This is a genomic window from Streptomyces sp. NPDC087300, from assembly GCF_044744425.1.
In the GTDB taxonomy this organism is placed as follows: domain Bacteria; phylum Actinomycetota; class Actinomycetes; order Streptomycetales; family Streptomycetaceae; genus Streptomyces.
This window is the reverse complement of record NZ_JBIUYI010000013.1, coordinates 145,228-169,615: the sequence shown is the minus strand read 5'-3', so window position 1 is coordinate 169,615 and position 24,388 is coordinate 145,228. Positions and strand designations below refer to the sequence as shown.

General features: G+C 72.7%; 22 protein-coding genes and 2 pseudogenes. 18 read left to right on the top strand and 6 right to left on the bottom strand.

The genetic code is table 11. The features are described from left to right. Positions 1–208: 208 nt before the first annotated feature. From ACIO9J_RS39460 to ACIO9J_RS39450, 3 genes are all read left to right on the top strand, one after another. Positions 209–1,378, top strand: a complete 1,170-nt coding sequence (locus ACIO9J_RS39460; protein WP_402010029.1) for an ATP-binding protein — start codon at positions 209–211, stop codon at positions 1,376–1,378. Beyond that, the gene (locus ACIO9J_RS39455) at positions 1,375–1,707 is read left to right on the top strand and encodes a nucleotide pyrophosphohydrolase (protein ID WP_402010027.1); all 333 of its coding nucleotides are present in this window, start codon (positions 1,375–1,377) and stop codon (positions 1,705–1,707) included. Before ACIO9J_RS39460 ends, ACIO9J_RS39455 begins: the two co-directional genes overlap by 4 nt. A gap of 181 nt (positions 1,708–1,888) precedes the next feature. Further along, on the top strand, positions 1,889–2,371 hold the full coding sequence (locus ACIO9J_RS39450) for a DUF6099 family protein (protein ID WP_402010026.1): 483 nt from the start codon (positions 1,889–1,891) through the stop codon (positions 2,369–2,371). Between the two features lie 155 nt (positions 2,372–2,526). Here ACIO9J_RS39450 and ACIO9J_RS39445 read toward each other — a convergent pair. Next, a pseudogene (locus tag ACIO9J_RS39445) lies at positions 2,527–2,712 on the bottom strand (hypothetical protein); the annotation flags it as partial. Positions 2,713–2,960: 248 nt separating this feature from the next. Here ACIO9J_RS39445 and ACIO9J_RS39440 point away from each other — a divergent pair. Beyond that, positions 2,961–3,884, top strand: coding sequence for an LLM class F420-dependent oxidoreductase (locus tag ACIO9J_RS39440; protein WP_402010024.1), 924 nt, complete (start codon positions 2,961–2,963; stop codon positions 3,882–3,884). 129 nt (positions 3,885–4,013) lie between these two features. Here ACIO9J_RS39440 and ACIO9J_RS39435 read toward each other — a convergent pair whose 3' ends face one another. From ACIO9J_RS39435 to ACIO9J_RS39415, 5 genes are all read right to left on the bottom strand, one after another. Next, on the bottom strand, positions 4,014–5,129 hold the full coding sequence (locus tag ACIO9J_RS39435) for a hypothetical protein (protein WP_402010022.1): 1,116 nt from the start codon (positions 5,127–5,129) through the stop codon (positions 4,014–4,016). 165 nt (positions 5,130–5,294) lie between these two features. Then, positions 5,295–5,939 (bottom strand): TetR family transcriptional regulator, encoded by a 645-nt coding sequence (locus ACIO9J_RS39430; protein ID WP_402010021.1) that lies wholly within the window; start codon positions 5,937–5,939, stop codon positions 5,295–5,297. Between the two features lie 209 nt (positions 5,940–6,148). Beyond that, positions 6,149–6,973: an HAD family hydrolase gene (locus ACIO9J_RS39425; protein ID WP_402010019.1), complete on the bottom strand. Its 825-nt coding sequence runs from the start codon at positions 6,971–6,973 to the stop codon at positions 6,149–6,151. Next, complete coding sequence (locus ACIO9J_RS39420) at positions 6,970–8,106, bottom strand: acyl-CoA dehydrogenase family protein (protein ID WP_402010017.1); 1,137 nt, start codon at positions 8,104–8,106, stop codon at positions 6,970–6,972. Before ACIO9J_RS39420 ends, ACIO9J_RS39425 begins: the two co-directional genes overlap by 4 nt. Continuing rightward, on the bottom strand, positions 8,100–9,227 hold the full coding sequence (locus ACIO9J_RS39415) for an AfsA-related hotdog domain-containing protein (RefSeq protein ID WP_402010015.1): 1,128 nt from the start codon (positions 9,225–9,227) through the stop codon (positions 8,100–8,102). The genes ACIO9J_RS39420 and ACIO9J_RS39415 overlap by 7 nt, the downstream gene beginning before the upstream one ends. Before the next feature lie 392 nt (positions 9,228–9,619). Between ACIO9J_RS39415 and ACIO9J_RS39410 the strand changes: the two genes are divergently transcribed. From ACIO9J_RS39410 to ACIO9J_RS39345, 14 genes and pseudogenes are all read left to right on the top strand, one after another. After that, positions 9,620–10,282, top strand: a complete 663-nt coding sequence (locus ACIO9J_RS39410; protein ID WP_402010013.1) for a ScbR family autoregulator-binding transcription factor — start codon at positions 9,620–9,622, stop codon at positions 10,280–10,282. A 485-nt stretch (positions 10,283–10,767) separates the two neighbouring features. Further along, entirely contained in the window at positions 10,768–11,475 is a 708-nt protein-coding gene (locus ACIO9J_RS39405; RefSeq protein WP_402010012.1) for an ATP-binding protein, read from the top strand. Positions 11,476–11,562: 87 nt separating this feature from the next. Next, positions 11,563–12,144 (top strand): annotated as a pseudogene (locus tag ACIO9J_RS39400) (flavodoxin family protein); the annotation flags it as partial. Next, positions 12,121–12,549 (top strand): nuclear transport factor 2 family protein, encoded by a 429-nt coding sequence (locus ACIO9J_RS39395; protein ID WP_402010040.1) that lies wholly within the window; start codon positions 12,121–12,123, stop codon positions 12,547–12,549. The pseudogene ACIO9J_RS39400 and the gene ACIO9J_RS39395, both read left to right, overlap by 24 nt. A 57-nt stretch (positions 12,550–12,606) precedes the next feature. Further along, positions 12,607–13,533: a DMT family transporter gene (locus tag ACIO9J_RS39390; RefSeq protein ID WP_402010010.1), complete on the top strand. Its 927-nt coding sequence runs from the start codon at positions 12,607–12,609 to the stop codon at positions 13,531–13,533. Then, positions 13,530–14,966 (top strand): FAD-dependent oxidoreductase, encoded by a 1,437-nt coding sequence (locus ACIO9J_RS39385; RefSeq protein ID WP_402010009.1) that lies wholly within the window; start codon positions 13,530–13,532, stop codon positions 14,964–14,966. Before ACIO9J_RS39390 ends, ACIO9J_RS39385 begins: the two co-directional genes overlap by 4 nt. Before the next feature lie 127 nt (positions 14,967–15,093). Then, complete coding sequence (locus ACIO9J_RS39380; RefSeq protein WP_402010007.1) at positions 15,094–15,477, top strand: nuclear transport factor 2 family protein; 384 nt, start codon at positions 15,094–15,096, stop codon at positions 15,475–15,477. Between the two features lie 96 nt (positions 15,478–15,573). Beyond that, a complete protein-coding gene (locus tag ACIO9J_RS39375) occupies positions 15,574–16,599 on the top strand; it encodes an AvrD family protein (RefSeq protein WP_402010005.1) in 1,026 nt (341 codons plus the stop codon). A 40-nt stretch (positions 16,600–16,639) separates the two neighbouring features. Then, positions 16,640–17,659, top strand: a complete 1,020-nt coding sequence (locus ACIO9J_RS39370) for a beta-ketoacyl-ACP synthase III (protein WP_402010003.1) — start codon at positions 16,640–16,642, stop codon at positions 17,657–17,659. Positions 17,660–17,749: 90 nt separating this feature from the next. Further along, a complete protein-coding gene (locus tag ACIO9J_RS39365) occupies positions 17,750–18,028 on the top strand; it encodes an acyl carrier protein (protein WP_402010001.1) in 279 nt (92 codons plus the stop codon). 87 nt (positions 18,029–18,115) lie between these two features. Beyond that, a complete protein-coding gene (locus ACIO9J_RS39360; protein ID WP_402010000.1) occupies positions 18,116–18,856 on the top strand; it encodes an HAD-IB family hydrolase in 741 nt (246 codons plus the stop codon). Continuing rightward, positions 18,853–20,097 (top strand): 3-phosphoshikimate 1-carboxyvinyltransferase, encoded by a 1,245-nt coding sequence (gene aroA, locus ACIO9J_RS39355; RefSeq protein ID WP_402009998.1) that lies wholly within the window; start codon positions 18,853–18,855, stop codon positions 20,095–20,097. Before ACIO9J_RS39360 ends, aroA begins: the two co-directional genes overlap by 4 nt. Positions 20,098–20,286: 189 nt before the next feature. Next, a complete protein-coding gene (locus tag ACIO9J_RS39350; protein WP_402009996.1) occupies positions 20,287–21,762 on the top strand; it encodes a 3' terminal RNA ribose 2'-O-methyltransferase Hen1 in 1,476 nt (491 codons plus the stop codon). After that, positions 21,759–24,371, top strand: coding sequence for a polynucleotide kinase-phosphatase (locus ACIO9J_RS39345; RefSeq protein ID WP_402009994.1), 2,613 nt, complete (start codon positions 21,759–21,761; stop codon positions 24,369–24,371). Before ACIO9J_RS39350 ends, ACIO9J_RS39345 begins: the two co-directional genes overlap by 4 nt. Positions 24,372–24,388: the final 17 nt, after the last annotated feature.

Sequence of the window (24,388 nt, the reverse complement as noted above, 5' to 3'; positions counted from 1 at the left end):
CGTCGGTTGCCAACGCTCCGCGTTGCCGCCCTCCTCCGCCTTGCGATCGCACGCACCAGACCCCGCTCCCTGATCCGGCCTGATCCAAACGAAAGGCCCTAGCCCCTCGCCGTCAGGGACGGGTCTTCTTCCGGCGGAATCCCTCGATCGTAGGAAGGTCGGTTGGGCGGAACGGTTCACCTGATCCGGCGCCGCTTACCGTCCGGACATGACGGTCCATTCCCCGGTGTCGGTCGCGGAGCCACTGGCAGGTCGCGGGCGGCCGCAGGTGACCGAGCTGCGGCTGTCCGCCTTCGCCGGGCACCGGAGCTCGGTGCTCCCGTTCGGCCCGCTGACCTTCGTCACGGGGCCGAGCGGCAGCGGGAAGACCAGCGCGCTGCGGGCGTACGAGGCGCTGGCGCGGCTCAGCGCGGGAGCCGAACTCGTCGACGTCTTCGCGGACCCCGTCTCGTGCGTGCCCGAGCGCGCCCGCGCCGACGACCAGCAGCGCCGCGGTTTCCGCATCGGCTGCACGGTCGACGGGGCGGTCGGTCCGGTCCGGCTCGAACTCGCCGTCCAGGCCGAGCCCGAACTGCGCGTCGTGGGCGAGCGCCTGAGCATCGGCGGCCTCACGCTCCTGGAGACGGCGCTGCGCGATCCCGGCCGCCGCATGGTGCAGGCGGCCTGGCACACGGCGGGCCCGGCGCCCGTGACCCGCGCCCCGATGCCCGACGACCGGCTCGGTACGGCGCTCGTCCCGCTGCGCGTCGCGGGCAAGACGGCGGGCCAGCGCCTGGTGCTCGCCGCCGCGGAACAGGTGGTGGTCGCGCTGCGCTCGGCGTTCGCATGCGACCCGCGGCCGAGCCGCATGCGCGCCCCGGTCCCCGCCGGACTCGTCGGCGCCGGCCGGCTCCTCGGCGGCTGCGAGAACCTCGCCGAAGTGCTGTGGCGCACGCGGTCGGAGTGCGCGGTACGCCACGGACTGTTCGTCTCCGCGGTGCGCACCGGCTGCGCGGGACCCGTCGTCGACGTGCTGGCCGAGGAGGCGGAGGACGGGGCGGTGCACGCCTTCATCGACCGGGGCGACGGGGTGCGGACGCCGCTGGCCAGGCTCGGCGACGGCGAGTTGAGGTACGTGGCCCTCGCGCTGGTGCTCCTGACCGGGCCCGGTGTCCTCGCGGGCGACCCGGTGGCCGAGGTCCCCGAGGCGTACCAGACGCTCACGCTCCTGGTGGACGGCCTCGACCGCCGCCTCGATCCGCGGCAGTCGCTGGCCCTCGCCGAACTGGCCGCCCGCTGCTGCGCCCGCGGGCACATCCGCCTGGTGGGGGCGGTGCGGGACACCGTGTGGGCGGCCGCCGCTGCCGGTGCCGCGGTGGTGGTAGACCTTGAACCGTGACAGAACTTGATGTGGCGGGACTGCAGCGCAGGCTGGCCGAGTTCGCGGCGGCCCGCGACTGGGAGCAGTACCACACCCCGAAGAACCTGGCCGCCGCGCTGAGCGTGGAGGCGTCCGAACTGGTCGAGATCTTCCAGTGGTTGACGCCCGAGCAGTCGGCGCGGGTGATGGCGGACCCGGAATCCGCCCATCGCGTGCAGGACGAGGTCGCCGATGTCCTCGCCTATCTCCTGCAGTTCTGCGAGGTCCTCGGGGTCGACGCGCTGGCCGCGCTGGCCGCGAAGATCGACCGGAACGAGGGGCGTTTTCCGGTGGCCGAGGGCCCGTAGAACCCCCTCTCCCGCATTTTCGTCACTCTCCGGAGTGGATGGCTTGTCCAAACTTGATTAGTTGTCCACAGATTTCCGGCTTCCCCTGGCTTTTCGCCCGGATGAGTATCACTCTGGGTAGTGGACAGCGGAGTTGGGGCGACGTGCGGCGGGCGCGTGCGGGAGGGAAGGGGGGCTGCGCATGAACGCGATGCGGCTCATCGAGGCGAACAGGCGCGCTCTGGCACGGAGTCAGGACCCCGCCGACATCGTCGCGGAGGTCTGGCAGTCGCAGGCACTCGCGCAGGCGATCGGCAGCCGCCTGGCGGTGGCGGGCCCTCCCGAGCTGCGCGGCGAGGCGCTGGGCCTGAGCGAAGTAGGGGGCAGAGCCTGCGGGGTGCTCGACGCCCCACACCTGGGGACGGAGGACATACGGGCGGCGCGGCTGACGGACACGGGCGACGCCCACGAGGTCCTTCTCGGACTCGGCAGGCTGCTCGGCGAGGTGGGGATCGCGCTCGTCGGCGTGGCCATGGGCGCGGCCGAGGAGGGGGTGTACTGGCAGTGCATGGAAGCGATCGACGCCGCCGACGAGTCGAGGGACCGGGTCATCGAGATGCTGCGCAGGCTCGCGGTGCGCGAACAGGGCCTGCCCGAGCCCGACTCGGCGGCGGGGCAATCATGAGGTGGCTCCGGGCCGACCCCGCCGGAGGGCAGGGTCGCGGAGGAGCGGGGGCTGCGCCGGTGCCGTCAGAGGCGGTCGGACCCGGCCGCGCCCCCGGATCCGGCGCCCGAGGGCGTGGTGCCGGTGGACGTGGTGCCGGTGGACGTGGTGTCCGGAGAGTCGGGGGACGCCGCACCCGGCGGCCCGGACTGCTGCAGATCGGCGTCGAGCTGGGTCAGATCCGCGTTGAGCGCGGCCATCAACTCCTCCATCTGCTGCAGCAGGCCCTTGGGTGCGCCCTGCTGGGCAGGCACGGACGGATCGTGCGCGGCCTCCTGCTCGGGCACGGCTTCCTGGGACATGACGGCCTCCTCGGCCCTCGCCCTTCCACGGGGGAAGGGCAGTTGACACAAGCGACGCCCCGGCTGCGGCCGCCGGCGCGGGTGCCGGGCGGTCCGGCTCCGCCCGAGCCAACGATCACCGGACGGGCGGGGTCACTGGGGCGGGCACACGCCGAGCGCCGTGTTGACGGATATTCACCCGACCGGGGCGGCGGGGGATCGGCGGGACCAGCGGGGTTGACGGGCGTTCGACCGTGCAGGATGGAGCCATGGATCTTCGAATTTTCACGGAGCCCCAGCAAGGGGCCACCTACGACACCCTGCTCACCGTCGCCAAGGCCACCGAGGACCTCGGGTTCGACGCCTTCTTCCGCTCCGACCACTATCTCCGCATGGGCTCCGCCGACGGTCTGCCGGGACCCACGGACGCCTGGATCACCCTGGCCGGGCTCGCCCGTGAGACCAAGCGGATCCGTCTCGGCACGCTGATGACGGCCGGCACGTTCCGGCTGCCCGGCGTCCTCGCCATCCAGGTGGCGCAGGTCGACCAGATGTCGGGCGGCCGGGTCGAACTGGGTCTGGGCGCGGGCTGGTTCGAGGACGAGCACAAGGCGTACGGCATTCCGTTCCCCAAGGAGAAGTTCGCCCGCCTGGAGGAGCAGCTCCAGATCGTCACCGGTCTGTGGGCGACGGAGACCGGCAAGACCTTCTCGCACGACGGCAAGCACTACCAGCTCACCGATTCCCCGGCCCTGCCCAAGCCCGCGCAGGCCAAGGTGCCGGTGCTGATCGGCGGGCACGGGGCGAAGCGCACCCCGCGGCTCGCCGCCCAGTTCGCCGACGAGTTCAACATTCCCTTCGCCTCCCTTGAGGACAGCGAGCGGCAGTTCGGCCGGGTCCGCGCGGCCGCCGAGCAGGCCGGACGCAAGGGCGACGACCTGGTGTACTCCAGCGCGCTCGTGGCCTGCGTCGGCAAGGACGACGCGGAGGTCGCCCGCCGGGCGGCCGTCATCGGACGCGACGTGGACGAGCTCAAGGCCAACGGGCTGGCAGGGTCCCCGGCCGAGGTCGTCGACAAGATCGGCAAGTACGCGGCGATCGGCGCGAGCCGCATCTACCTCCAGTGCCTGGACCTGTCCGACCTGGACCACCTGGAGCTGATCTCCTCCCAGGTCCAGTCGCAGCTCTCCTAGGCGACCCCACTGCCCGGACCTCACCGTCCGGGCCCCGAACGTGACCGCCGGGCTCACCCCTCCGGTGCCCGGCGGTCACCTGCATCAGGCCCTAGGGCCCTTCTGGCGGCCCGGCGTAGGCCCCCGCGCCTACGCCGGGCCGCCCGGCCGGTCACCCGTATCGCCGCCCGCGTTGTCGCTGCCCGCGTTCAGGAGACGGGAGCCCAGGTCGGTGAGCAGGTGCTCCACGCGCTTGCCGCGCCGGACCGTGACGATCAGGCCCGCGCGGCGCAGCGCCGTGGCGTGGCTGGATGCGGTCGCGGCTCCCACGCCGAGCCGGTCGGCGAGCTCCGTGGTGCTGCATCCGGTGCCGATGGAGGCCAGTGCGTGGGAGCGGGCCCGGCCGATCAGGGCGGTGATCGCCTGCGGCCGGGGAGCGGAGCGCTCGCTCTCGGCCCGCAGGTCGAAGCCGTTGCGGGCGGGATAGCGCAGCACCGGCAGTTCGCCGCCGCAGAGCAGGGCCGGGTGCTGGGCGGTCCAGCTGGGCACGATGAGTAGTCCCTCGGCCGCGCGCTGCGGGACGTAGTGGGGCTCGGCCGCTCCGGTGAGGGCGGTCGGGGGAGGGGTGACGTACAGCAACTGGTCGGCGTAGCTGACCTGTTCGTGCAGGGAGTCGATGACCTGTTCGGCGCCGTACCGGATCAACAGGTGGGCGCGGTAGGCGAGGTCGTCCTCTAGGGATCTCAGCCTCCCTGGCCAGTCGTCGGCGAGCCACAACTCGTAGGCCGCGCGGAGGGCGTCGAGCAGGACGGTGACGTCTGCGGTGTCGGCGTCCGCGTCGAGCAGCCTGCCGTGCAGGGCGCCCAACTCCTGGTCGAAGTCGGGGCAGGTGATGCCGGTGAGCCGGGCGGGCGAGAGGAGCCCGGCCTTCGGCCACCGGGTCGCGCGCAGCGCCTCCGACAGGGCCCGCAGGACGGCGTCGGCATGGGCGGTGCGCACGGCGGCCCGGTGCCGGTAGAGGCGGGTGGGGTGCGGGGCGGCGGAGCCGGCGTAGCGGGTGGCTTCGGCGAGGGTCTCGTTGAGCGGGGAGATCATGAACCGGGTGCGGGAGAGGGCGGGGCCGTCCAGGACGACGGCGGGGTACGACGGGGCCGCCATCCCCGTGGGCGTGGTGGCGGGTGGGAAGGGGGTCGCGGTGGCGCGCGGGGCCATCGGGGTGCGGAGGCGGTGACTGGGGACGGTGGTGCGGAAGTCGGCGATGGTCACGACGGGCCTTTCAGGGTGGTGGTGTGACGGACGGAGACGAAGAAAAAAACCTTTGCAAAGGTATGTTTTGAGGTCGGGTGGGTCCGGTCGGAAGCGAACGAACTCACGGGGTGGAACGGGGGAGAGGTGGCCGCTGGGTGCTGGCCGACGGGTGGGTGTCAGGCGTCAGGGCAGGGGGAGTTGGCCGGTGTAGGCCGGGGCGGGGGCAAGGTGGTCCTTCCCGCGGTCCTCCCGTAGCGCACCGAGCAGGACGCGGGCCGCCTCCTCCCAGTCCGACTGCGACTCCTCCTCCGTGGCGCCGCGCCGGGTGAAGACGGCGCCGCAGATGAGGCCGAGCAGGATCTGCGTGACGGGCTCGGGGCGCCAGGTGCGGGCGGGGCCCGCCTCGTCGTGGTGCCAGGCGCGGCGCAGCTGTGACAGCAGGAACGCGGCCACGGTGTCGAGGAGGTTCGGTACGGCGGCCGCGCGGGGCGGGCCCTCGGCGGCCAGGCGGACGACGGCGCGCATGCGGGGGTCGGCCATGGCGCGGACGAGGCCGAAGACCGCGCTGTCCAGGGCCTGTTCGGGGGGCAGGGTGGGGGAGTCGGCGGCGTCGCGCAGCAGGGCCCACCGTTCGGTGGCCGCGCGCTCCAGTGTGTCGGCGATCGCTTCCTTGCTGGTGAAGTGCCCGTAGAGCGCACCGGTGGTCATGCCGAGTTCCTTGGCCACGTCCTTGAGGTTGGTGCGGGTGAACCCCTGGGTCGCGATGCCCTCGGCCGTGAGGTTCAGGATGCGCTCTCTGGTGCGCCGGGCCCTTTCCTGCTGGACCATGTGTGACTCCTTCCGCCGGTGCGACGCCGTCGTCGCGTTGCCGGCCGCCTGCCCATCCTCGCGTAAAATTCCTTCGCAAAGGTATGTTTTCCGAATGTTCGTCGATTCCCTTCTCTGCCTGGGGTTCTGTTCCTGGCTCCGGGTGCTCCCGCTCCCTCGCCCGCGGGTGCCGACAGCACGCGCGGGCGAGGGAGCGGGGAGCTGGATCGTCACCGCGGCCGTCGGACGGCCGGGCCCGTGGCGGCGGGCAGTCGGGTCCAGCCCTCGCGCACGGCCCAGTGGGTGAGTTCCGGGTCGTCGCCGACCACGACGGGGTGCCCGACGGTGCGCAGCATGTCCAGGTCGCTCGCGTGATCGCCGTACGCGTGGCTGTCGTCGGCGGACATGCCGTGCTCGGCCAGGTAGGCGGCGACGGCGGCGGCCTTGGCGCCGCCGATCATCGGGCGCTTGACGTCGCCGGTGAGCAGGCCGTCCTCGCCGACGAGCAGTTCGGTGCAGAGTACGGCTTCGGCGCCCAGGTCGTCGGCGAGCGGACGGAGCATCGGGCTCGCCGAACCGGAGACGAGGACCACGGCGTGCCCGGCCGCCCGGTGCCGGCGCAGGGCCGCGAGCGACGCGGTGACGAAGGCGGAAGGGGCGGCGCGGTAGGCGGCGTACCACTCCTGGCCCGCCGTGCCGAGTTCGTCGGGGCGGGCGCCCCGGTAGCGCCTGAAGTAGGCCCGGTTGAGGGCGGCGCGGTCGGGCGGGGCGGTTCCGGGGGTGACGAGAGCATCGGCCCCGGTCCCGGTCCCGGCCCCGGGGACTTTGGCGTCCGTGACGTTCGTGCCGCCCGCGCTGTCCCTGCCGCCCCGCGCGAGCCAGTGGTCCCAGAAGGAGAGCATGCTCTTGGCCGCGAGCAGCGTCTCGTCCACGTCGAAGAACGCCGCGCGGCGCGGTTCCGTCCCCGCGGTCACCGCCGCGCCCGTGCCCGACCCGGCTGCCGCGGTCGTCGTGGTCATCGCCGTCGTCATCGCGATCGTTGCCGTCGGCGTCATGCCAGGCCCTCCGCTTCCAGCGCGGCCCGCGCGTACGCCTCGGCGGCCGGTTCGAAGCTGACCGCGGCGTGCGAGGCCACGGCCGCGATGTCGTGCCAACGGCGCTGCACCGGGTCGCCTTCCGCGAGACCGCTCGCGCCCATGGACCGCCAGAGGCTGTCGACCGCGCCCGAGCAGAGTTCGACGGCGAGCGCCGCGTCCCTGCGGTTCGACGCGACGGCGAGCGGTGTCGCGTCGGCGTGGTCCGCCTGCCAGGCGGCCTGGCGCAGCAGCAGCTGCGCGGAGTGGATCTGGGCCGACGCGCGCGCCATCAACTGCTGGGCGGCGCCGCCCGCGAGGGCCGGGCGTCCGTCGGCCCGTACCTTCGCCGTCATCCGGATCCGCCAGTCGCGCAGGGCGCCCAGCGCGGAGCCGAGGGCGGGTGCCGCGAACATCAGAGAGGCCACCATCGCGTACGGAACCCGGTGGCAGCGCGCCGCGCCCGGCCGTACCCGGCCGAGGTCCGCGAGCGTGAACGTGCGGTACGCGGGCACGAACTCACCCGTCACCACCACCGAGTTGCTGCCGGTGCCGCGCAGGCCGACGGAGTTCCAGGTGTCGCGGACCGAGACGCGTTCGCGCGGTACGGCGAAGACGCGGTGCCCCGCTTCGCCCTCGCCGGGGGTCCGGCTGGCCAGGAGCACCCACTCGGCGTGGTCCACGCCGCTGGCCAGTGTCCAGGTCCCGGTCAGGCGCCAGCCGTCCGGTGCGGGGACGGCCTCGCCGCGCGGCGGGATCACGGACGCGGCGATGCGGGTGTCCGGGGTCCCGCGCCACAGGTCGTCGCGGCCCGCGCGGGGCAGGTAGGAGGCGAGCCGGCCGTGCGCCGCGTAGAGCGCGGCGACCCAGGCGGTCGAGGCGCAGGTCTCGCCCACGCCCGCCACCGAGTCGAGCAGGGCGCCGAAGGTACCGGCGGCTCCGCCGTGTTCGGAGGGGACGAAGTGGCGCGGGAACCCGGCCCGGGTGAGCGCGTCGGCGAGCGGTACGGAGAGCGATCTGCGCCCGTCCATCGCGCCGCGCTCACCGTCCGCGAGAGCCGCGACGGAGGTGTGGTCGGGGAGGGCGGTGAGGGGGGTGAGGTCGGCGGTCAGCATGCGGGGCCGCCATCGAGGAGGGAGGCCGTCACCTGGGCGGTGGCGGTCCGGTCCTGGGTGACCCGGTCCGTAGCGAGCCGGTCCGTAGCGAGCCGGTCCGTCGCGAGCCGGTCAGTAGCGACCCGGTCCGTGGCGACCGACACCGTGCACGAAGCGATCGTGCGGCCGCCCTGGACCGCGGTGAAGTGGTGTGCGTCGCGGTCCGCGCCCTTCGCGTACTCCGCACCGTTCTGCCGGACGACCAGCACGGGCGGGTCCGTCAGTTCACCGAAGGCGTGGAAGGAGACGGCCGCCGCGAGAGGGCCGTCCGTGTCTGCCGACCGGACCGTGTCCGCAGACAGGGTCGTGTCCGTCGGCAGGGCCGCCTGGCGGAAGCCCTCCAGGAGGACCATGCCCGGTATGTGGTCGCTGAGGTGGTCGAAGAGCACGGGGTGGCCGAGGTCGAGACGGACCTGCCACTGGCCTTCCACGCCCGGAATGGGCTTCAACACCTCGTCCGTGTAAGGAGGGTGAGGTTGTGTCAGGAGCGTGCTCGGCGCGTGCGGCGCCGCCGGCGCCTCAGGGAGGAGCGTGGTGCCGCCGCCCCGCATCCGCAGCGTCGCGTACTGCCGGCGGTCCACCGCCTGCCACCGTGCTCCGGCGCGCCCGATGCGGCGGCCGTCGCGGTGGACCTCCGCCTCCAGCGTCGCCCCGAGTCGGCGCGGGCCGCGCGGGGCCGTGACGCAGGTGATCTCCAGGACCAGCGGCGCCGCGTCGGGGCCGCCGACCGGCAGCGGCTCGTCCAGTGCGAAGTCGAGCGCCGACAGGATGAAGGCGTGGCCCTCGGGGATGCCGTAGAAGCGGTGCGAGAGGTAGATCGCGGACTGGCGCACCGCCTCGGCGAGCAGCAGCGGATCGCCTGCGGTCATGCCCGTGGCCGTGCCCGTGCCCGTGCCCGTGCCCGTGCCCGCGGAAGCGGACGCGGACTCGGAAGCGGACGTGGAAGTCGAAGCCGGCGTGGACGCCGCCCCCCGTTGGCCGAGGAAGTGGTTCCGCGGCATGCGCACCGCCACCGTGAACCGGTTCTCGCCGGTGCGTACCGCGTCCTGGAGGAGCACCTCGCCGTCCGCGGCCTTGTGCACCAGCTTCCTCGGTACGTGGGCGCTCTGCCGTGGCGCGCGACCGCCCTGTCGCGGCACGCGTGTGCTCGGTGGTTCGGCCCCGCCCCGTCTCTCACCCTCCGGCGCCGGGCGTCTTCCGCCCGGCGCTTCCTCATGCGTACTCGTCCGCTCCCCAGCGGAAAAGGCATGCACAGTCATCTCGAATCCCTCCCCGTCGGCGCCCGGAGGTTCAGACCCCCCCTCCGGACACCGATCAAGCAACCCCGTGAGACGGCCGCAGGAATGCTCTGAACAGCGCGTCTCTTGATCCGTTGATCAGCGGGGTCGAAAATATACCTACAGGAAGGTATCTTTCAAGCCTCAACGTCGACCCCCCTCGTCGACTCGGCCCGCACCCGGAGAGCTGACGCCTCATGCCACGACCCACCTCCGCCGACGGAACCGCCTCGGTGGCCTTCAACGCCAGGAAAATCACCACCGCACGCGGCCCCGAGCCACGGCAGGACCGGTCGGCGCGCACCAAGGCCGTCATCCTCGACGTGGCGTCGGAGCTGTTCGCCACGCGCGGCTTCCGGCACACGTCCGTCAAGGACATCGCCGAGGCCGTCGAGATGACCAAGGGCGCCGTGTACTTCCACTACCCGACGAAGGAGGCGCTCGCCGTCGCCGTCGTCGAGGGGCACTACGCGTACTGGCCCCGGCTGCTCGAAGAGGTGCAGAAGCGCGAACTCCCCGCGCTGGACACGGCGTTGGCGATGCTCGACGGTGCGGCGCTCGCCTTCCGTGACAACGTCGTCGTGCGCGGCGGCGCCCGGCTGCAGATCGAGCGCCCGCACATCGACGCCGAACTCCCCACGCCGTACGTCGACTGGACCGAGCTGCTGCGCTCGCTCCTGGCCGACGCGTACGACAAGGGGCAGCTCGCGCAGGACGTCGATCCGGCCGCCGTCGCCCGGTCCCTGGTCTCCGCGTTCTTCGGCGTGCAGCACGTCTCGGACGTACTGCACGGCCGCGCCGACATCACCGACCGCTGGGCGGAGACGCGCGATCTGTTCCTCCGGGCGCTGCGGCCCTGAGGCGGATCACAGCCAGATCGCAGACGCCCGCTCGGCGAGCGGGACGCAGGGAGGACCGTGTCACACGGTCCTCCCTGCGGCGTTTTCGGGGGAGTTGGCGCCCAGGCCGGGCTTCGAACGGGCCCAGGCAGGGCACTCTCGGCGCCGATGCTTTTCGGCCGTCCTCGAAATGATGCGCCGTCCCGCCCCATGGTTTCGGGGCCCGGCCGAATCGTTCGCGCTCACGGCCGCCCTTTCCTAAGTTCCTGTCTGCGCCACCGAGGCAGCGGCGGACGACGCCGGTCACGCAGGACGGAAGGGGGAGACGCTCGTGAGGATCCGCATCGCAGGTACCGGGTGTCTCCCCGCCTCGTTACCCGCCCCGTGTGTGTGAGCGCGGCACAGCGCCACGGCACGACGCAGCACAAGCACGACGACCCTCGGCTCGTTCCGCGCCGAGCGCGCGCCGAGCGCGCCCCCTTCTCCGAGCCGAAAGGCCCCTACGCATGAAGATCGCCATATCCGGCACCTACTCCGCGGGCAAGACATCGACCGTGATGGCGCTGGCCCACTACACCGGCGTACCGCGCACGCTGGCCCGCACCATCCGGGAGATCCTGCCGGAGACGTTCCCCGGCAAGGCGCTCTCGGAGGTGGCTCCGCACGAGTTCCTCCAGCTGATGCTGCGCAGGCACTCGGGCCGCGTCGCCCAGGAGGCCATGCTCGGCGAGCACTTCATCTCCGACGGCTCCTCGCTCCAGGAGTGGCTGTACGGCGCGGGCCGCGTCATCCACGGGATGAACCCCAACGCCACGGCGGGCAACGAGGGCGGCAAGGTCACCGAACTCTCCGCGGAGATGCGGTTCTTCGGCCAGGTCGTCGACCAGTACGGCCACGCACTGAAGCAGCACGTCAAGGACACCTACGACGCCTACGTGCACCTCCAGCACGAGCTGCCCATCGCCGCCGACGGGCACCGCCCGATGAACGAGGCGTTCCGCGCGACCATCGACTCGATGCTCCTGCGGACGCTCGACGAGCTGGAGATCCCGTACCACGTCGTCAGCGGCTCCATGCCGGAGCGCCTGGAGACCATCGCGGGGATCTTCGGTCTGGAGCCCGTCATGAGCACCGCGGAAGCGATCGATCTGGCGTGGCTCGACTACGGCCGCCAGGACTTCCGCATGGAGACCGAGCGCGCCGCGGCGGCCTGAGCCCCGCCACCTGCTCCGACGCTCCGTCAACTCCCCGCCGTATCCCGGCACTTACCACCACCTGACCCTCATCGGAGGAACCTCTTCATGTCCAGAAAGCCCACCGTCGCGATCGCCTACTACTCGGGTTACGGCCACACCGACGTGCTGGCGCAGGCCGTCGCCGACGGTGCGACCGACGCCGGTGCGGAGGTCACCCTGGTGCGCGTCGACACGATCACCGACGAGCAGTGGCAGGTGCTCGACGACGCCGACGCGATCGTCTTCGGATCGCCCACGTACATGGGCTCGGCGGCCGGCAAGTTCCATGTGTTCGCGGAGTCCACGAGCAAGCGGTGGGCGGGCGCGGTCTGGCGGGACAAGCTGGGTGCCGGCTTCACCAACGCGGCCTGCAAGGCCGGTGACAAGCACTCCACGCTCGCCTACTTCGCGACGCTCGGCGCGCAGCACCAGATGAACTGGGTCAACCTGGGCCTGCACCCGGGCTGGCACACGAGCACCGAGTCGGAGAACGACCTCAACCGGCTCGGGTACTTCAACGGCGCCGCGGCCAGCACCCCCGCCGACCTGCCGCCCCAGGACGTGTCCAAGGCGGACGTCGCCACCGCCGAGTACCTCGGTGCCCGGGTCGCCGAGCAGACCGCGATCGTCCTCGCCGGGCGCGCCGCCGCGTCGACCACCGTCACCGACACGGTCGTCGACGCCTTCTTCGGCGCCTTCGGCTCCGGTGACGTCGACGGGACCGTCGCGCTCTTCGCCGACGACGTGGACTTCCGCGTCAGCGGCGCGCCGGAGGTCCCGTGGACCGGCACGCGCTCCGGCAAGGGTGAACTCGCCGAGTTCTTCGGCACGTTCGGCCAGGTCCTCACCATGCCGGAGTCCTTCGAGCTCACCGGCCGCGTGACCGAGGGCGAGCACGCCGTCGTGACGGCCCGGTGCGTCTTCGGGGTCCTTGCCACCGGACGGAAGTTCACCAACCACTACGCGCTGCACTTCACGGTCTCCGACGGGCGCGTGAGCCGCTACCACATGTACGAGGACAGCCACGCCATCGCCGAGGCCTTCGCCGCCTGACCCGCGCATGACCCAGGACCCGGCGCCCTTGGCCGTACCTTCCACGGAGCTCACCAGATGAAAAACTCAGCCCTGCTCGTCCGCACCGGACTCGGTCCGGCCATCGGCGGCACCCTCTTCTTCGTCGCCGCCCACTACCTGCCGCCGACGCCCTACTGGGACGGCTTCTTCCGGGTCCTTCCGGCCGGCCTGCTGCTCCTCGCGATCCGCTTCGGCCTGCCGCGCGGCGCGTGGTGGTGGAAGTCGCTCGTGCTCGGCACGCTCAACATGGGCCTGTTCACGGTCCTGTTGCTGATCTCGGCGCAGCGCCTGCCCGGCGGCGTCGCGGCCACCCTGAACGCCATGTCGAGCCTGGTGGCCATCGCGGTCGCCTCGGTGGTGCTCAAGGAGAAGATCAGGCCGCACCACTACGTCGCCTGCCTCATCGGCGTCGTCGGTGTCGCGCTGCTCGTGCTGCGCAGTTCGGCGACGCTCGACGCGATCGGCGTCCTCGCCGGCATCGGCTCCGCGTCCAGCATGGGCGTCGGCACCGTACTCGCCCGCAAGTGGGGGCGCCCGGAGGGTGTGCACAGCCTCACCACGGCGGGCTGGACCCTGCTCGGCGCCGCCGTCTTCCTGCTGCCGCTCGCGTTCGTCTTCGAGGGCGCGCCGCCGAGCTTCACCGGCAAGCAGCTCCTGGGTCTGGTCTGGGCCGCGTTCGTGGTCGGCGCGCTCGGCTTCGCCCTCTACCTCTCCGGCGTCCAGCGCCTGCCGGTCTCCCTGACCGCGCCGCTCACCCTGATGAACCCGGTCACCGCGGCGATCCTCGGCTGGCTGGCGGTCGGCGAACGCTTCACCCCGCTCCAGCTCCTCGGCGGCGTGCTCGTCTGCGCCGCGATCATCCTGGTGGCCAACCCGGACATCCTGGGCAGGTTCTTCAACAAGGCCGAGCCCGCACCGGAGCCGGTGGCCGAGGAGCAGTCGAAGCCGGTGTCGGTGGCATGAAGGACGTCGATGTCGTCGTGGTCGGCGCAGGACCCACCGGCCTCGTCCTCGCGGGCCTGCTGTCCCGGGCCGGGGTGAAGGTCCTCGTCGTGGAGCGCAGGATCGACCGCGGCGACCGTCCCAAGGCCGTCGTCCTGCACGCGCCGACGCTCGAACTCCTCGACTCCTTCGGCCTGTTGGACGAGGTGCTCGACCGCAGCATCCCGCTCGAACGGTTCGCCTTCCACCTCAACGGCACCGGGTCCTTCACCGTCGGCATGACGGGCATGGACAGTGACAGGGACGGCTACCGGAACATGCCGCAGCCGGTCCTGGAAGGGCTGCTCGAAAAGTACGCGCTCGGATACGGTGCCCGGATCGAGTACGGCGTCAGCTACCTGTCCCACGAGAGTCCCGCGGACGGCTCCGGGACCGTGGTCCGCTTCGACGGCCACGACGACGTCCGCTGCTCCTACCTGGTCGGCAGCGACGGACCGCGCAGCGCGGTGCGGGAGTCCCTGGGCATCCCGATGTCGGGCCGCAGCCTCTCCACGAGCTATCTGCTCATCGAAGGGGTCCCTCAGGAGCTCGTCGGCCGCGACGAGGTCGGCGTGCACGTCGGGGCGAACGGCATGGTCACGATGATGCCGATCCCCGGCGACCAGGTGCTCATGGCGGGGCCCGTGGTCAACGGACTCACCCTGGACCGGGGGGAGTCGGTGCCCTGGCCCCGGATCTCCGACGCGATCGACACCCTGGGGTTCGGCAGCCGCCTGAAGCTGGCGGAGGCCCTGCGGACCAGCCACTACTCCGTGGACCTGAGGGTCGCCGACCGCTGGGTCGCCGGTGCTGTCGTCCTGGCCGGGGACGCCGCCCACCTCAACACCCCTGCCGGGGGGCAGGGGTTGAACCTGGGCATCGGCGACGCGCTGGCCCTGGCCTGGCGGCTGCGCGCGGCCCTCGACCACGGCGACGCGGGCGTGCTCGCGGGGTACGAGGCCGAACGGCGGTCCTATGCGGCGCAGGTCGGCCGGACCACGTTCCTCGCACCGCTCATCGACCGGATGCGGACCGCGCGGGACATCGACGACCCTTCCGTACGAGGGGAGTTGGCGGACCTCGCGCTGAGCTGGAGCCAGCTCTATCCGGACCACGGGAACCAGCGCGGCGACCGCTACGAGCTGACTCCGGGGGCGCGTGTGCCCACCTGGGTCAGAGGTGCCGACGGCGGGCTGGCGCCGTTCCTCCCTCCCAGCGACCGGATCGACGCCTGCACGCTGCTGTGGTTCGACGACACGGAGCCCGCGTCGGTGACGAGCGATCTGCCGCTTCCCCCGGTACGGGAGGTGCGCCGGGTCGCCCGGCCGGCTGGCGGCCGCGTCACCGTGCCGGACGGCGCGAGGGGACTCCTCGTGCGGCCGGACCGGCTGGTCGCCGAGGTCATCGGTTCCTGAACGACCGGCACCACGCTTCCACCCGCACATCCCCACCACCACATCCCCACCCACACATGCCTCGCAACACCCCGTTGCGAACACCCTGTTGCACAAGAAAGAGAGAAATACGATGACGTTTCCCGCCATGCCCAAGGCCGTTCACCAGTTCTACGCCGGTTCGCAGGCCGCCGACGCCGACCTCTGGGCCGGGGCCTTCGCCGAGAACGGTCTCTTCCACGACCCGGTCGGCAGCGAGCCGATCAGCGGCCGCGAGGCGATCCTCGCCCGGCTGCGCAAGGTGATCCCCCAGTTCGACCCCTTCCTCGGCATCACGCCCGTCGACGCCTACACCACGGGCGGCCAGACGGCCGTGCACTGGCGCGGCGCCGTCGTCACCACCGACGGCAAGCCGGTCAACTGGTCGGGCATCTCGGTCTTCCGCCTCGACGAGGACGGACTGATCGCCGAGCTCTGGGCCTACTTCCACCACGGCGTCTTCACCGCGCAGCTCGGCGACAGCGAGCACTGACGCGGCGGGCGGCCGCCGCGCCGCCCCCGCGCAGCCCCTCCCCGCCCGTGCGGGCGGGGAGGGCCCGATCCAGGGCAACACAAGAGGGGGACAACCATGCAGGGCACCACCATCACCAGGGAGAGATTCCGTCTCGACTCCGTCGACGACGCGCTCGGCGACCGTCAAGGACGCTTCTTCGGCGAGGGCTTCAAGCGCGTCACGCAGGGCCTGAGCGCCATCACCGTCCGGCCCGCCGGCGCTTCGGCGCCGGGCACCGTCGACGCGGACGCGGGGATCCGCATCCCCGGCGTCTGGTCCCGCAAGGGCGAGTCGCACCAGCGCCCGCACCTGTCGACCATCGACGCCATGCAGTTCGCGGCCCAGCTCACCGGCCTCTACGCGGCCCACGTCCACGAGCTTCCCCCGACCGGCCACTTCGTCGTACGGTCGCTGTGCATCAAGGCGGGCTGTACGCCCGACGAGGAGTCCCTCGACCGCTTCCCGGTGTCCGCGCTGCACGAGTCGACCCGTGAACTCCCGGGTACCGACCGCCTGTTGACGACCATGGACTGCCGGATCGGTTCGATGACCGTCCGGGTCGAGGCCGAGCACTCCGGCTCCGCCGCGACCGTGCGGACCGAGGGCTCCTACGCCCACCCCGAGTATCTGCCGGGCGTCTGGAACGACGCGCCGTACGGGGCTTCCCACCACGGCCGCCACCAGTACCTCCTCGACGTGGCGGGCGCCGCCGACTCCCTGTCGGCCGATGCCGAACTGCGGATCACCGAAGCGCTCCAAGCGCCCGACGCCCTCGACGGCGCGGCGCCGGAGCCGCTCGAACCGACGATGGTCGACCTCTTCGTGGCCTCCCTCCAGCTCGGCCAGGTGCTGCTCTACCGGCTCGACGGCCTCGACCGCGCCACGTCCAACACGCTCTGGATGCGCGGCACCACCATCGCCCCGGCCGAAGAACCCGCCGGAGAACCCGCCGAGCGGCCCGCCGCAGACCGGCGCCTGCGCGTCGTCCTGGCCCGCCCGAACGAACTGCCCACCGCCGAGGGCACCTGGCGCGCCGCGCGGATCCAGGCGACGTACGGCGGCCTGAGCCTCTCCTGCAACGTCGCCCACCTCCTGCCCTGACCGACCACCACACTCCGCAACAGGAAAGGAAGGCCACGCGATGGCGTACCGACCTGCCGCGCTCATGGGACTCGGCAGCTACCTACCGCCCTGGGTCATCAGCAACGAGGACCTCGCGGCCGAACTCGACACCACCGACGAGTGGATCACCACGAGGACCGGCATCCGCGCCCGCCACCGGGTCTCGCCCGGCACCTCGACCGGCGACCTCGCCGTGGAGGCCGGGCACCGGGCCCTGAAGTCCGCCGGGCTCGACGCGGAACCGGGGGCCGTGGACGCCGTCGTCCTCGCCACCACCACGCCGGACCACCCGTGCCCGGCCACCGCGCCCGACGTCGCGGCCCGCCTGGGGCTCGGTCCCATCGGGGCGTACGACATCTCGGCCGTGTGCTCCGGATTCCTCTACGCCCTGGCCACCGCATCCGCGCAGATCACCGCGGGACAGGCCGAACGCATCCTGGTGATCGGCGCCGAGACCTACTCGACCATCATCAACCCCGCCGACCGGACCACCTCGGTGATCTTCGGCGACGGGGCGGGCGCCGTCGTCCTCGCGGCGGCCGCCGACCCGGCGCAGCCGGGCGTCCTGCTCGGCGTCGACCTGGGCTCCGACGGTCTGCACCGCGACCTCATCAGCATCCCGGCCGGCGGCTCCCGGCAGCGCTCCACGCCGGGCGAACCCGACCCCGACGACCGGTACTTCACGATGCAGGGCAAGAAGGTGTTCGCCGCCGCCGTCGCCAGGATGGCGGAGTCGTCCACCTCCGTGCTCGACAGCATCGGCTGGACCACGGACCAGGTCGACCACCTGGTCGGCCACCAGGCCAACGCCCGCATCCTCAAGGCGCTCGCCCGGCAGCTCGGCATCCCCGACGAACGGGCCGTCGTCCACCTCGACCGGGTCGGCAACACCTCGGCCGCCTCCATCCCGCTGGCGCTGGCCCACGCGGCCGCCGAGGGCACGCTCACCCCGGGCTCCCGCGTCCTGCTCACCGCGTTCGGCGGCGGGCTCACCTGGGGCTCGGTCGCGCTGACCTGGCCCGACGTCACCCCGGCCTGACGGACCGACGGCCTTCCGGCCGCATCGCACCGACTTCCGCACCGACTTCCGCACCGACCTCAGCAACCACGGAACAGAAAGCGACACGACATGACCACGCAGACCCTGACCCCGTCCGACGCCCCCGTCGGCTCCACCTCGCTCTCCGACGAGCTGATGGAGATCCTGACCACCGAGTACGAGGCCCCGGAGGGCACCACCGCCGACACGGCGTACGACATGCTCGGCTTCGACTCCCTCGTGCTGGTCGAGCTCGCCGTCGCGCTGACCAAGCAGTTCGGCGTGCAGGTCACCGACGAGGAGCTCCAGGAGGCCGGGAACATCGCGGGGACCATCGAGCTCCTGCGCGCCAAGGGCGTGCCCGCCTAAACCCCCACCGCACGGACCGCGCGGGCCGAGCGGGGCGGCGGCCGACCCCCAACAGGCCGCTGCCCGCCCGCACTTGAAGGAGAACCGATGCACCGCGACCGCGCCCGGCTGGCGTTCTTCGACGTCGACGGCACCCTGACCACGGCGACGACCCTCTTCCGGTTCCTGCGCCACTACCTGGCCGCCGAGGGCCACGAGCCCCACGAGTACGACCGGCGGCGCCAGCGGCTCAAGGCCATGACGGAGATCGGCGTCCCGAGGGAGCGCACGAACCTCGCGTACTTCGAGAACTTCGCGGGCGCCGACGCCGCGCGCGTCTCCGCGCTGGCCCGCGACTGGTTCGCCGCCGAACTCGGGCAGGGCGGATTCCTCAACGACCGCGCCCTGGACGCCCTGCGCGGGCACCGGGCCGCCGGGGACCGGATCGTCTTCGTCTCCGGTTCGTTCGCCGCCTGCCTCGCGCCGCTCGCCGAGCACGTCGGCGCCCACGAGGTGTGGTCCACCTCGCCCGAGATCGCGCACGGCCGCTACACCGGGAGGCTCGTCCGCCCGCCCATGATCGGCCGCGCGAAGGCCGACGCCGTGCGACTGGCCGCCGCCGCGCACCGGGTGGCGCCCGCGGACTGCGTCGCGTACGGCGACCACGCCTCGGACCTGCCCATGCTGGAGGCCACCGGATCCGCCGCGGTCGTCGGCGGCGATGCCGCGCTGCGCGCGCTCGCCCGGCGCCGCTGCTGGCGGCTGCTGCCCGGCGCCCCGGCCCCCGATCCGCTCCCGCTGCCCGTGCCAGGCCGGCTCGTCGACCAGGTCACTAGACTCGGCGCGTGACTGTCGTGGAGATCCCCGGTTCGAAGTCCATCACCGCGCGCGGCCTTTTCCTCGCGGCCGCCGCGCGGGGCACGACCGTGCTGGGCGCGCCGCTGCGGTCGGACGACACCGAGGGGTTCGCCGAGGGGCTCGGCGCGCTGGGGTACGAGGTCGAGACCCGGCCCGGCGAGTGGGCCGTCACGGGGCGTCCGCAGGGGCCCGGCGTCGACACCGCCGATGTGTACTGCAGGGACGGCGCCACCACCGCGCGGTTCCTGCCCGCGCTCGCCGCCGCGGGGCGCGGCAGGTTCCGCTTCGACGCGTCGGAGCAGATGCGGGCCCGGCCGCTCGGCCCGCTCACGGACGCGCTCCAGGAGCTCGGCGTCGACATCGCCTTCGAGGGCGCGCCCGGCCACCACCCGCTCGTCATCGGCGCCGACGGCATCAAGGGCGGCCGTCTCGTACTCGACGCGGGCCTGTCGTCCCAGTTCCTGACGGCGCTGCTGCTGGTGGGGCCGCTCACCGAGCAGGGGCTGGACATCACGGTCACCGACCTGGTCTCGGTGCCCTATGTCGAGATCACGCTCGCGATGATGCGCTCCTTCGGCGTCGAGGTGCGGCGCACCGGCGACACGTTCCGGGTGCCCGCGGCGATCTACCGGGCCCGCGACTACCAGGTCGAGCCGGACGCCTCCACGGCCAGCTACTTCTTCGCGGCCGCCGCCGTGACCGGGCGCTCCGTCACGGTGCCCGGTCTCGGCTCCGGCGCGTTGCAGGGCGACTTGGGGTTCGTCGACGTACTCCGCGAGATGGGCGCCGACGTGCGGATCGGCGAGGACGCGGTGACCGTCACCGGTGCCGAGGGCGGACGGCTGCGCGGCGTCTCGGTGAACATGCGCGACATCTCCGACACGGTGCCCACGCTCGCCGCCATCGCGCCGTTCGCCGAAGGGCCCGTGCGCATCGAGGACGTCTACAACACCCGGATCAAGGAGTGCGACCGCCTGGCGGCGTGCGAGGAGAACCTGCGGGCGCTCGGCGTGCCGGTCGAGACGGGACGCGACTGGATCGAGATCCGCCCCGCCGCGCCCCGGCCCGCGCCCATCGCCTGCCACCGCGACCACCGCATCGCCATGGCGTTCAGCGTCACCGGGCTCAGGACGCCCGGCATCACGCTCGACGACCCCGGCTGCGTGAAGAAGACCTTCCCCGGTTTCCACCGGGCGCTGGCCGGGCTGCGCGCGGCGTGGGGCGAGGCCTGAGCGGACCGGGCGGAAATCCCCGGGTGCCTCCCCGGCGTTCGCTGTACGTTGTTCAGGCGCGCCGCGTGACGGCGTCCGCAGGCGGCTGACCGCCGCGTTTCCCACTGTCGTGGTGCGTCAGGGCCCGGGTTCCGGGCCGCCTCCACCTGCCCGCGCCCAGCAGTCCACATCCAAGTCGAGGCCAACCCCGTGTTCCTGACGATCAGCACCACCGGCACCCCCGAACGCCCCGCGACCGACCTCGGTTTCCTGCTGCACAAGCATCCGGAGAAGACGCAGGCGTTCTCCACCTCGTACGGCACCGCTCATGTCTTCTACCCCGAGGCGGGCGACGAGCGCTGCACGGCCGCGCTGCTCCTGGAGATCGATCCCGTCGCGCTCGTGCGGCGGGGCAAGGGCAAGGGCAAGGGCGGGGCGCCCGACGCGGCGCTCGCGCAGTACGTGAACGACCGGCCCTACGCCGCGTCGTCGCTGCTCGCCGTGGCGCTGAGCGCGGTCTTCTCCAGCGCCATGCGCGGCGTGTGCAACGCCAGGCCCGAGCGGGCGGCGCAGCCGCTGCCGCTGCGGATCGAGGTGCCCGCGCTGCCCGCGCGGGGCGGCGCGGAGCTGGTGCGGGCGCTCTTCGAGCCGCTGGGCTGGACGGTGACGGCGACGCCCGTGCCGCTGGACGAGCGGTTCCCGGAGTGGGGCGCGTCGCGGTACGTGCGCCTCGTGCTCGACGTGCCCGCGGGGAAGCTGACGCTGGGCGAGGCGCTGCGGCACCTCTACGTCCTGCTGCCGGTCCTCGACGACGCCAAGCACTACTGGGTCTCGCCCGACGAGGTCGACAAGCTGCTGCGCGCGGGCGACGGCTGGCTCGCCGACCACCCGGAGCAGAAGGTCATCACCAGCCGCTATCTGGCGCGCCGCTGGTCGCTGACCCGCGAGGCCATGCAGCGCCTCGAACTGGTGCGGCTCGCCGACGCGGACGACACGGACGTCGACGAGATCGACAACGCCGTCGACGAGGAGAGCGACACGGAGGACAAGCCCGTACCGCTCGCCGTGCGGCGCCGCGAGGCGATCCTCGCCGAGCTGGCCGCCGCGGGCGCGGGCCGGGTGCTCGATCTGGGCTGCGGGCAGGGCCAGTTGGTGCAGGAGCTGCTCAAGGACGTCCGCTACACCGAGATCGTCGGCGTGGACGTGTCCGTGCGCGCGCTGACCGTCGCCGCACGGCGGCTGAAGCTGGACCGCATGGGCGAGCGCAGGGCCGAGCGCGTCACGCTGACGCAGGGCTCGCTCGCGTACACCGACAAGCGGCTCAAGGGGTATGACGCCGCCGTGCTCAGCGAGGTCGTCGAGCACCTCGACATCGAGCGGCTGCCCGCCCTGGAGTACGCGGTGTTCGGCTCCGCGCGGCCCCGGACCGTCCTGGTGACGACGCCGAACGTCGAGTACAACGTGCGCTGGGAGACGCTCCCCGCGGGACATGTGCGCCACGGCGACCACCGCTTCGAGTGGACCCGCGAGGAGTTCCGCGCCTGGGCCCTGCCGGTCGCCGAACGGCACGGCTACGACGTCCGGTTCGAGCCCGTCGGCGACGACGACCCCGAGGTGGGACCGCCGACCCAGATGGCCGTCTTCACCCGGAACGACAAGAACGCGAAGGAGGTGCGGGCCGCATGACGAACGACAGCGACAACGACAGCAGTACCGACAGCAGCACCGGCACCGAAAGCAGCACCGGCACCGGCACCGAGGCGCGGGGTCCGCGCCGGACGCTCCCCGTCACCGACCTGTCCCTCGTGGTCCTGGTCGGCGCCACCGGATCCGGCAAGTCCACCTTCGCGCGGCGGCACTTCAAGCCCACCGAGGTCATCTCCAGCGACTTCTGCCGCGGGCTCGTCGCCGACGACGAGAACGACCAGGGCGCGAGCCGCGACGCCTTCGACGTGCTGCACTACATCGCGGGCAAGCGCCTCGCCGCGGGCCGCCGCACCGTCGTCGACGCGACCAGCGTGCAGAGCGACAGCCGCAAGCAGCTGATCGAACTGGCCAGGGCGCACGACGTGTTGCCCATCGCCATCGTGCTCGACGTGCCCGAGGACGTCTGCGCCGAGCGCAACGCCGCGCGCGCGGACCGGGCGGGCCTGCCGCGCCGCGTCATTCAGCGCCACCAGCGCGAACTGCGCCGCTCCTTGCGGAACCTGGAGCGCGAGGGGTTCAGGAAGGTGCACGTCCTGCGGGGCGTCACGGAGGTCGAGTCCGCAGAGATCGTCACCGAGAAGCGCTACAACGACCTGTCCCACCTCACCGGACCCTTCGACATCATCGGCGACATCCACGGCTGCGCCGCCGAGCTGGAGACCCTGCTCGGCAAGCTCGGCTACGCGGACGGCGTCCACCCACAGGGCCGTACGGCCGTGTTCGTCGGCGACCTCGTCGACCGCGGCCCCGACACCCCGGGCGTGCTGCGTCGCGTGATGTCGATGGTCGCGGGCGGCAGCGCGCTGTGCGTGCCGGGCAACCACGAGAACAAGCTCGGCCGTCACCTCAAGGGCCGCAGCGTCCAGCACACCCACGGCCTCGCCGAGACCGTCGCGCAGCTCTCCGCGCAGAGCGATGAATTCCGCGCGCAGGTAAGGGAGTTCGTGGACGGACTCGTCTCGCACTACGTCCTGGACGGCGGCCGGCTCGTCGTCTGCCACGCGGGGCTGCCCGAGAAGTACCACGGCCGCACGTCGGGCCGGGTGCGCTCGCACGCGCTGTACGGCGACACGACAGGCGAGACCGACGAGTTCGGCCTGCCGGTGCGCTACCCGTGGGCGGAGGAGTACCGCGGCGGCGCCGCCGTGGTCTACGGCCACACCCCGGTGCCCACCGCGACCTGGCTGAACAACACCATCTGCCTGGACACCGGCGCGGTGTTCGGCGGCCGCCTCACCGCGCTGCGCTGGCCGGAGCGCGAGCTCGTCGACGTACCGGCCGAGCGGGTCTGGTACGAGCCGTCGAAGCCGCTGCGCACCGAGGCGCCGGGCGGGCACGACGGGCGCCCGCTTGACCTGGCCGACGTGCACGGCCGCCGCGCGGTGGAGACCCGGCACGCGGGCCGCGTCGCCGTGCGCGAGGAGAACGCGGCGGCGGCCCTTGAGGTCATGAGCCGCTTCGCCGTCGACCCGCGGCTCCTGCCCTACCTGCCGCCGACGATGGCGCCGACCGCGACGTCGCAGCGCGAGGGCTACCTGGAGCACCCGGCCGAGGCGTTCGCCTCGTACGCGGCGGACGGTGTCGGCCGCGTCGTGTGCGAGGAGAAGCACATGGGATCGCGCGCGGTGGCCCTGGTCTGCCGTGACGCGGACGCGGCGCGCGAGCGGTTCGGGGTCGACGGCCCCACCGGCTCGCTCTGCACCCGCACCGGACGCCCCTTCTTCTCCGACGCGGCCGTCACCGAGGAGATACTCGCCCGGGTGCGCGAGGCCGTCACCGCGGCGGGCCTGTGGGACGAGCTGGCCACGGACTGGCTGCTGCTCGACGCCGAGTTGATGCCCTGGTCGCTCAAGGCATCCGGGCTGCTCCGCACGCAGTACGCGGCCGTGGGCGCCGCGTCCGGTGCCGTCTTCCCCGGCGCGCTGGCCGCCCTGGAAGCGGCGCGGGAGCGCGGCGTGGACACCGGCGCGCTGCTGGCCGGGCAGCGCGAACGGGCCGCGGACGCCGCCGCGTTCACCGACGCCTACCGCCGCTACTGCTGGCCGACGGACGGCCTCGAAGGGGTGCGGCTCGCGCCGTTCCAGCTCCTGGCCGTCCAGGGCCGCAGTCTCGCCGCGCTCCCGCACGACGAGCAGCTGGCCCTGATCGACCGCATGGTGGAGCACGACGGCACCGGACTGCTCCAGACGACGCGCAGGCTGTACGTCGACACGGGCGACGCGGAGTCGGTCGGCGCGGGCGTCGACTGGTGGCTGGAGATGACCAGCCGCGGCGGCGAGGGCATGGTCGTCAAGCCGGTCGGTGCCCTGGTCCGCGACGGCAAGGGGCGGCTCGTGCAGCCCGGCATCAAGTGCCGCGGCCGCGAGTACCTGCGGCTCATCTACGGCCCGGAGTACACGCGCCCGGAGAACCTGGCCAAGCTGCGCGGCCGGTTCCTCGGGCACAAGCGCTCGCTCGCCACCCGTGAGTACGCGCTGGGCCTGGAGGCACTCGACCGCCTCGCGGACGGCGAGCCGCTGTGGCGGGTGCACGAGGCCGTGTTCGCCGTCCTGGCCCTGGAGTCGGAGCCGGTGGACCCGCGGCTCTGAGGCCGTGACGGGGTGCG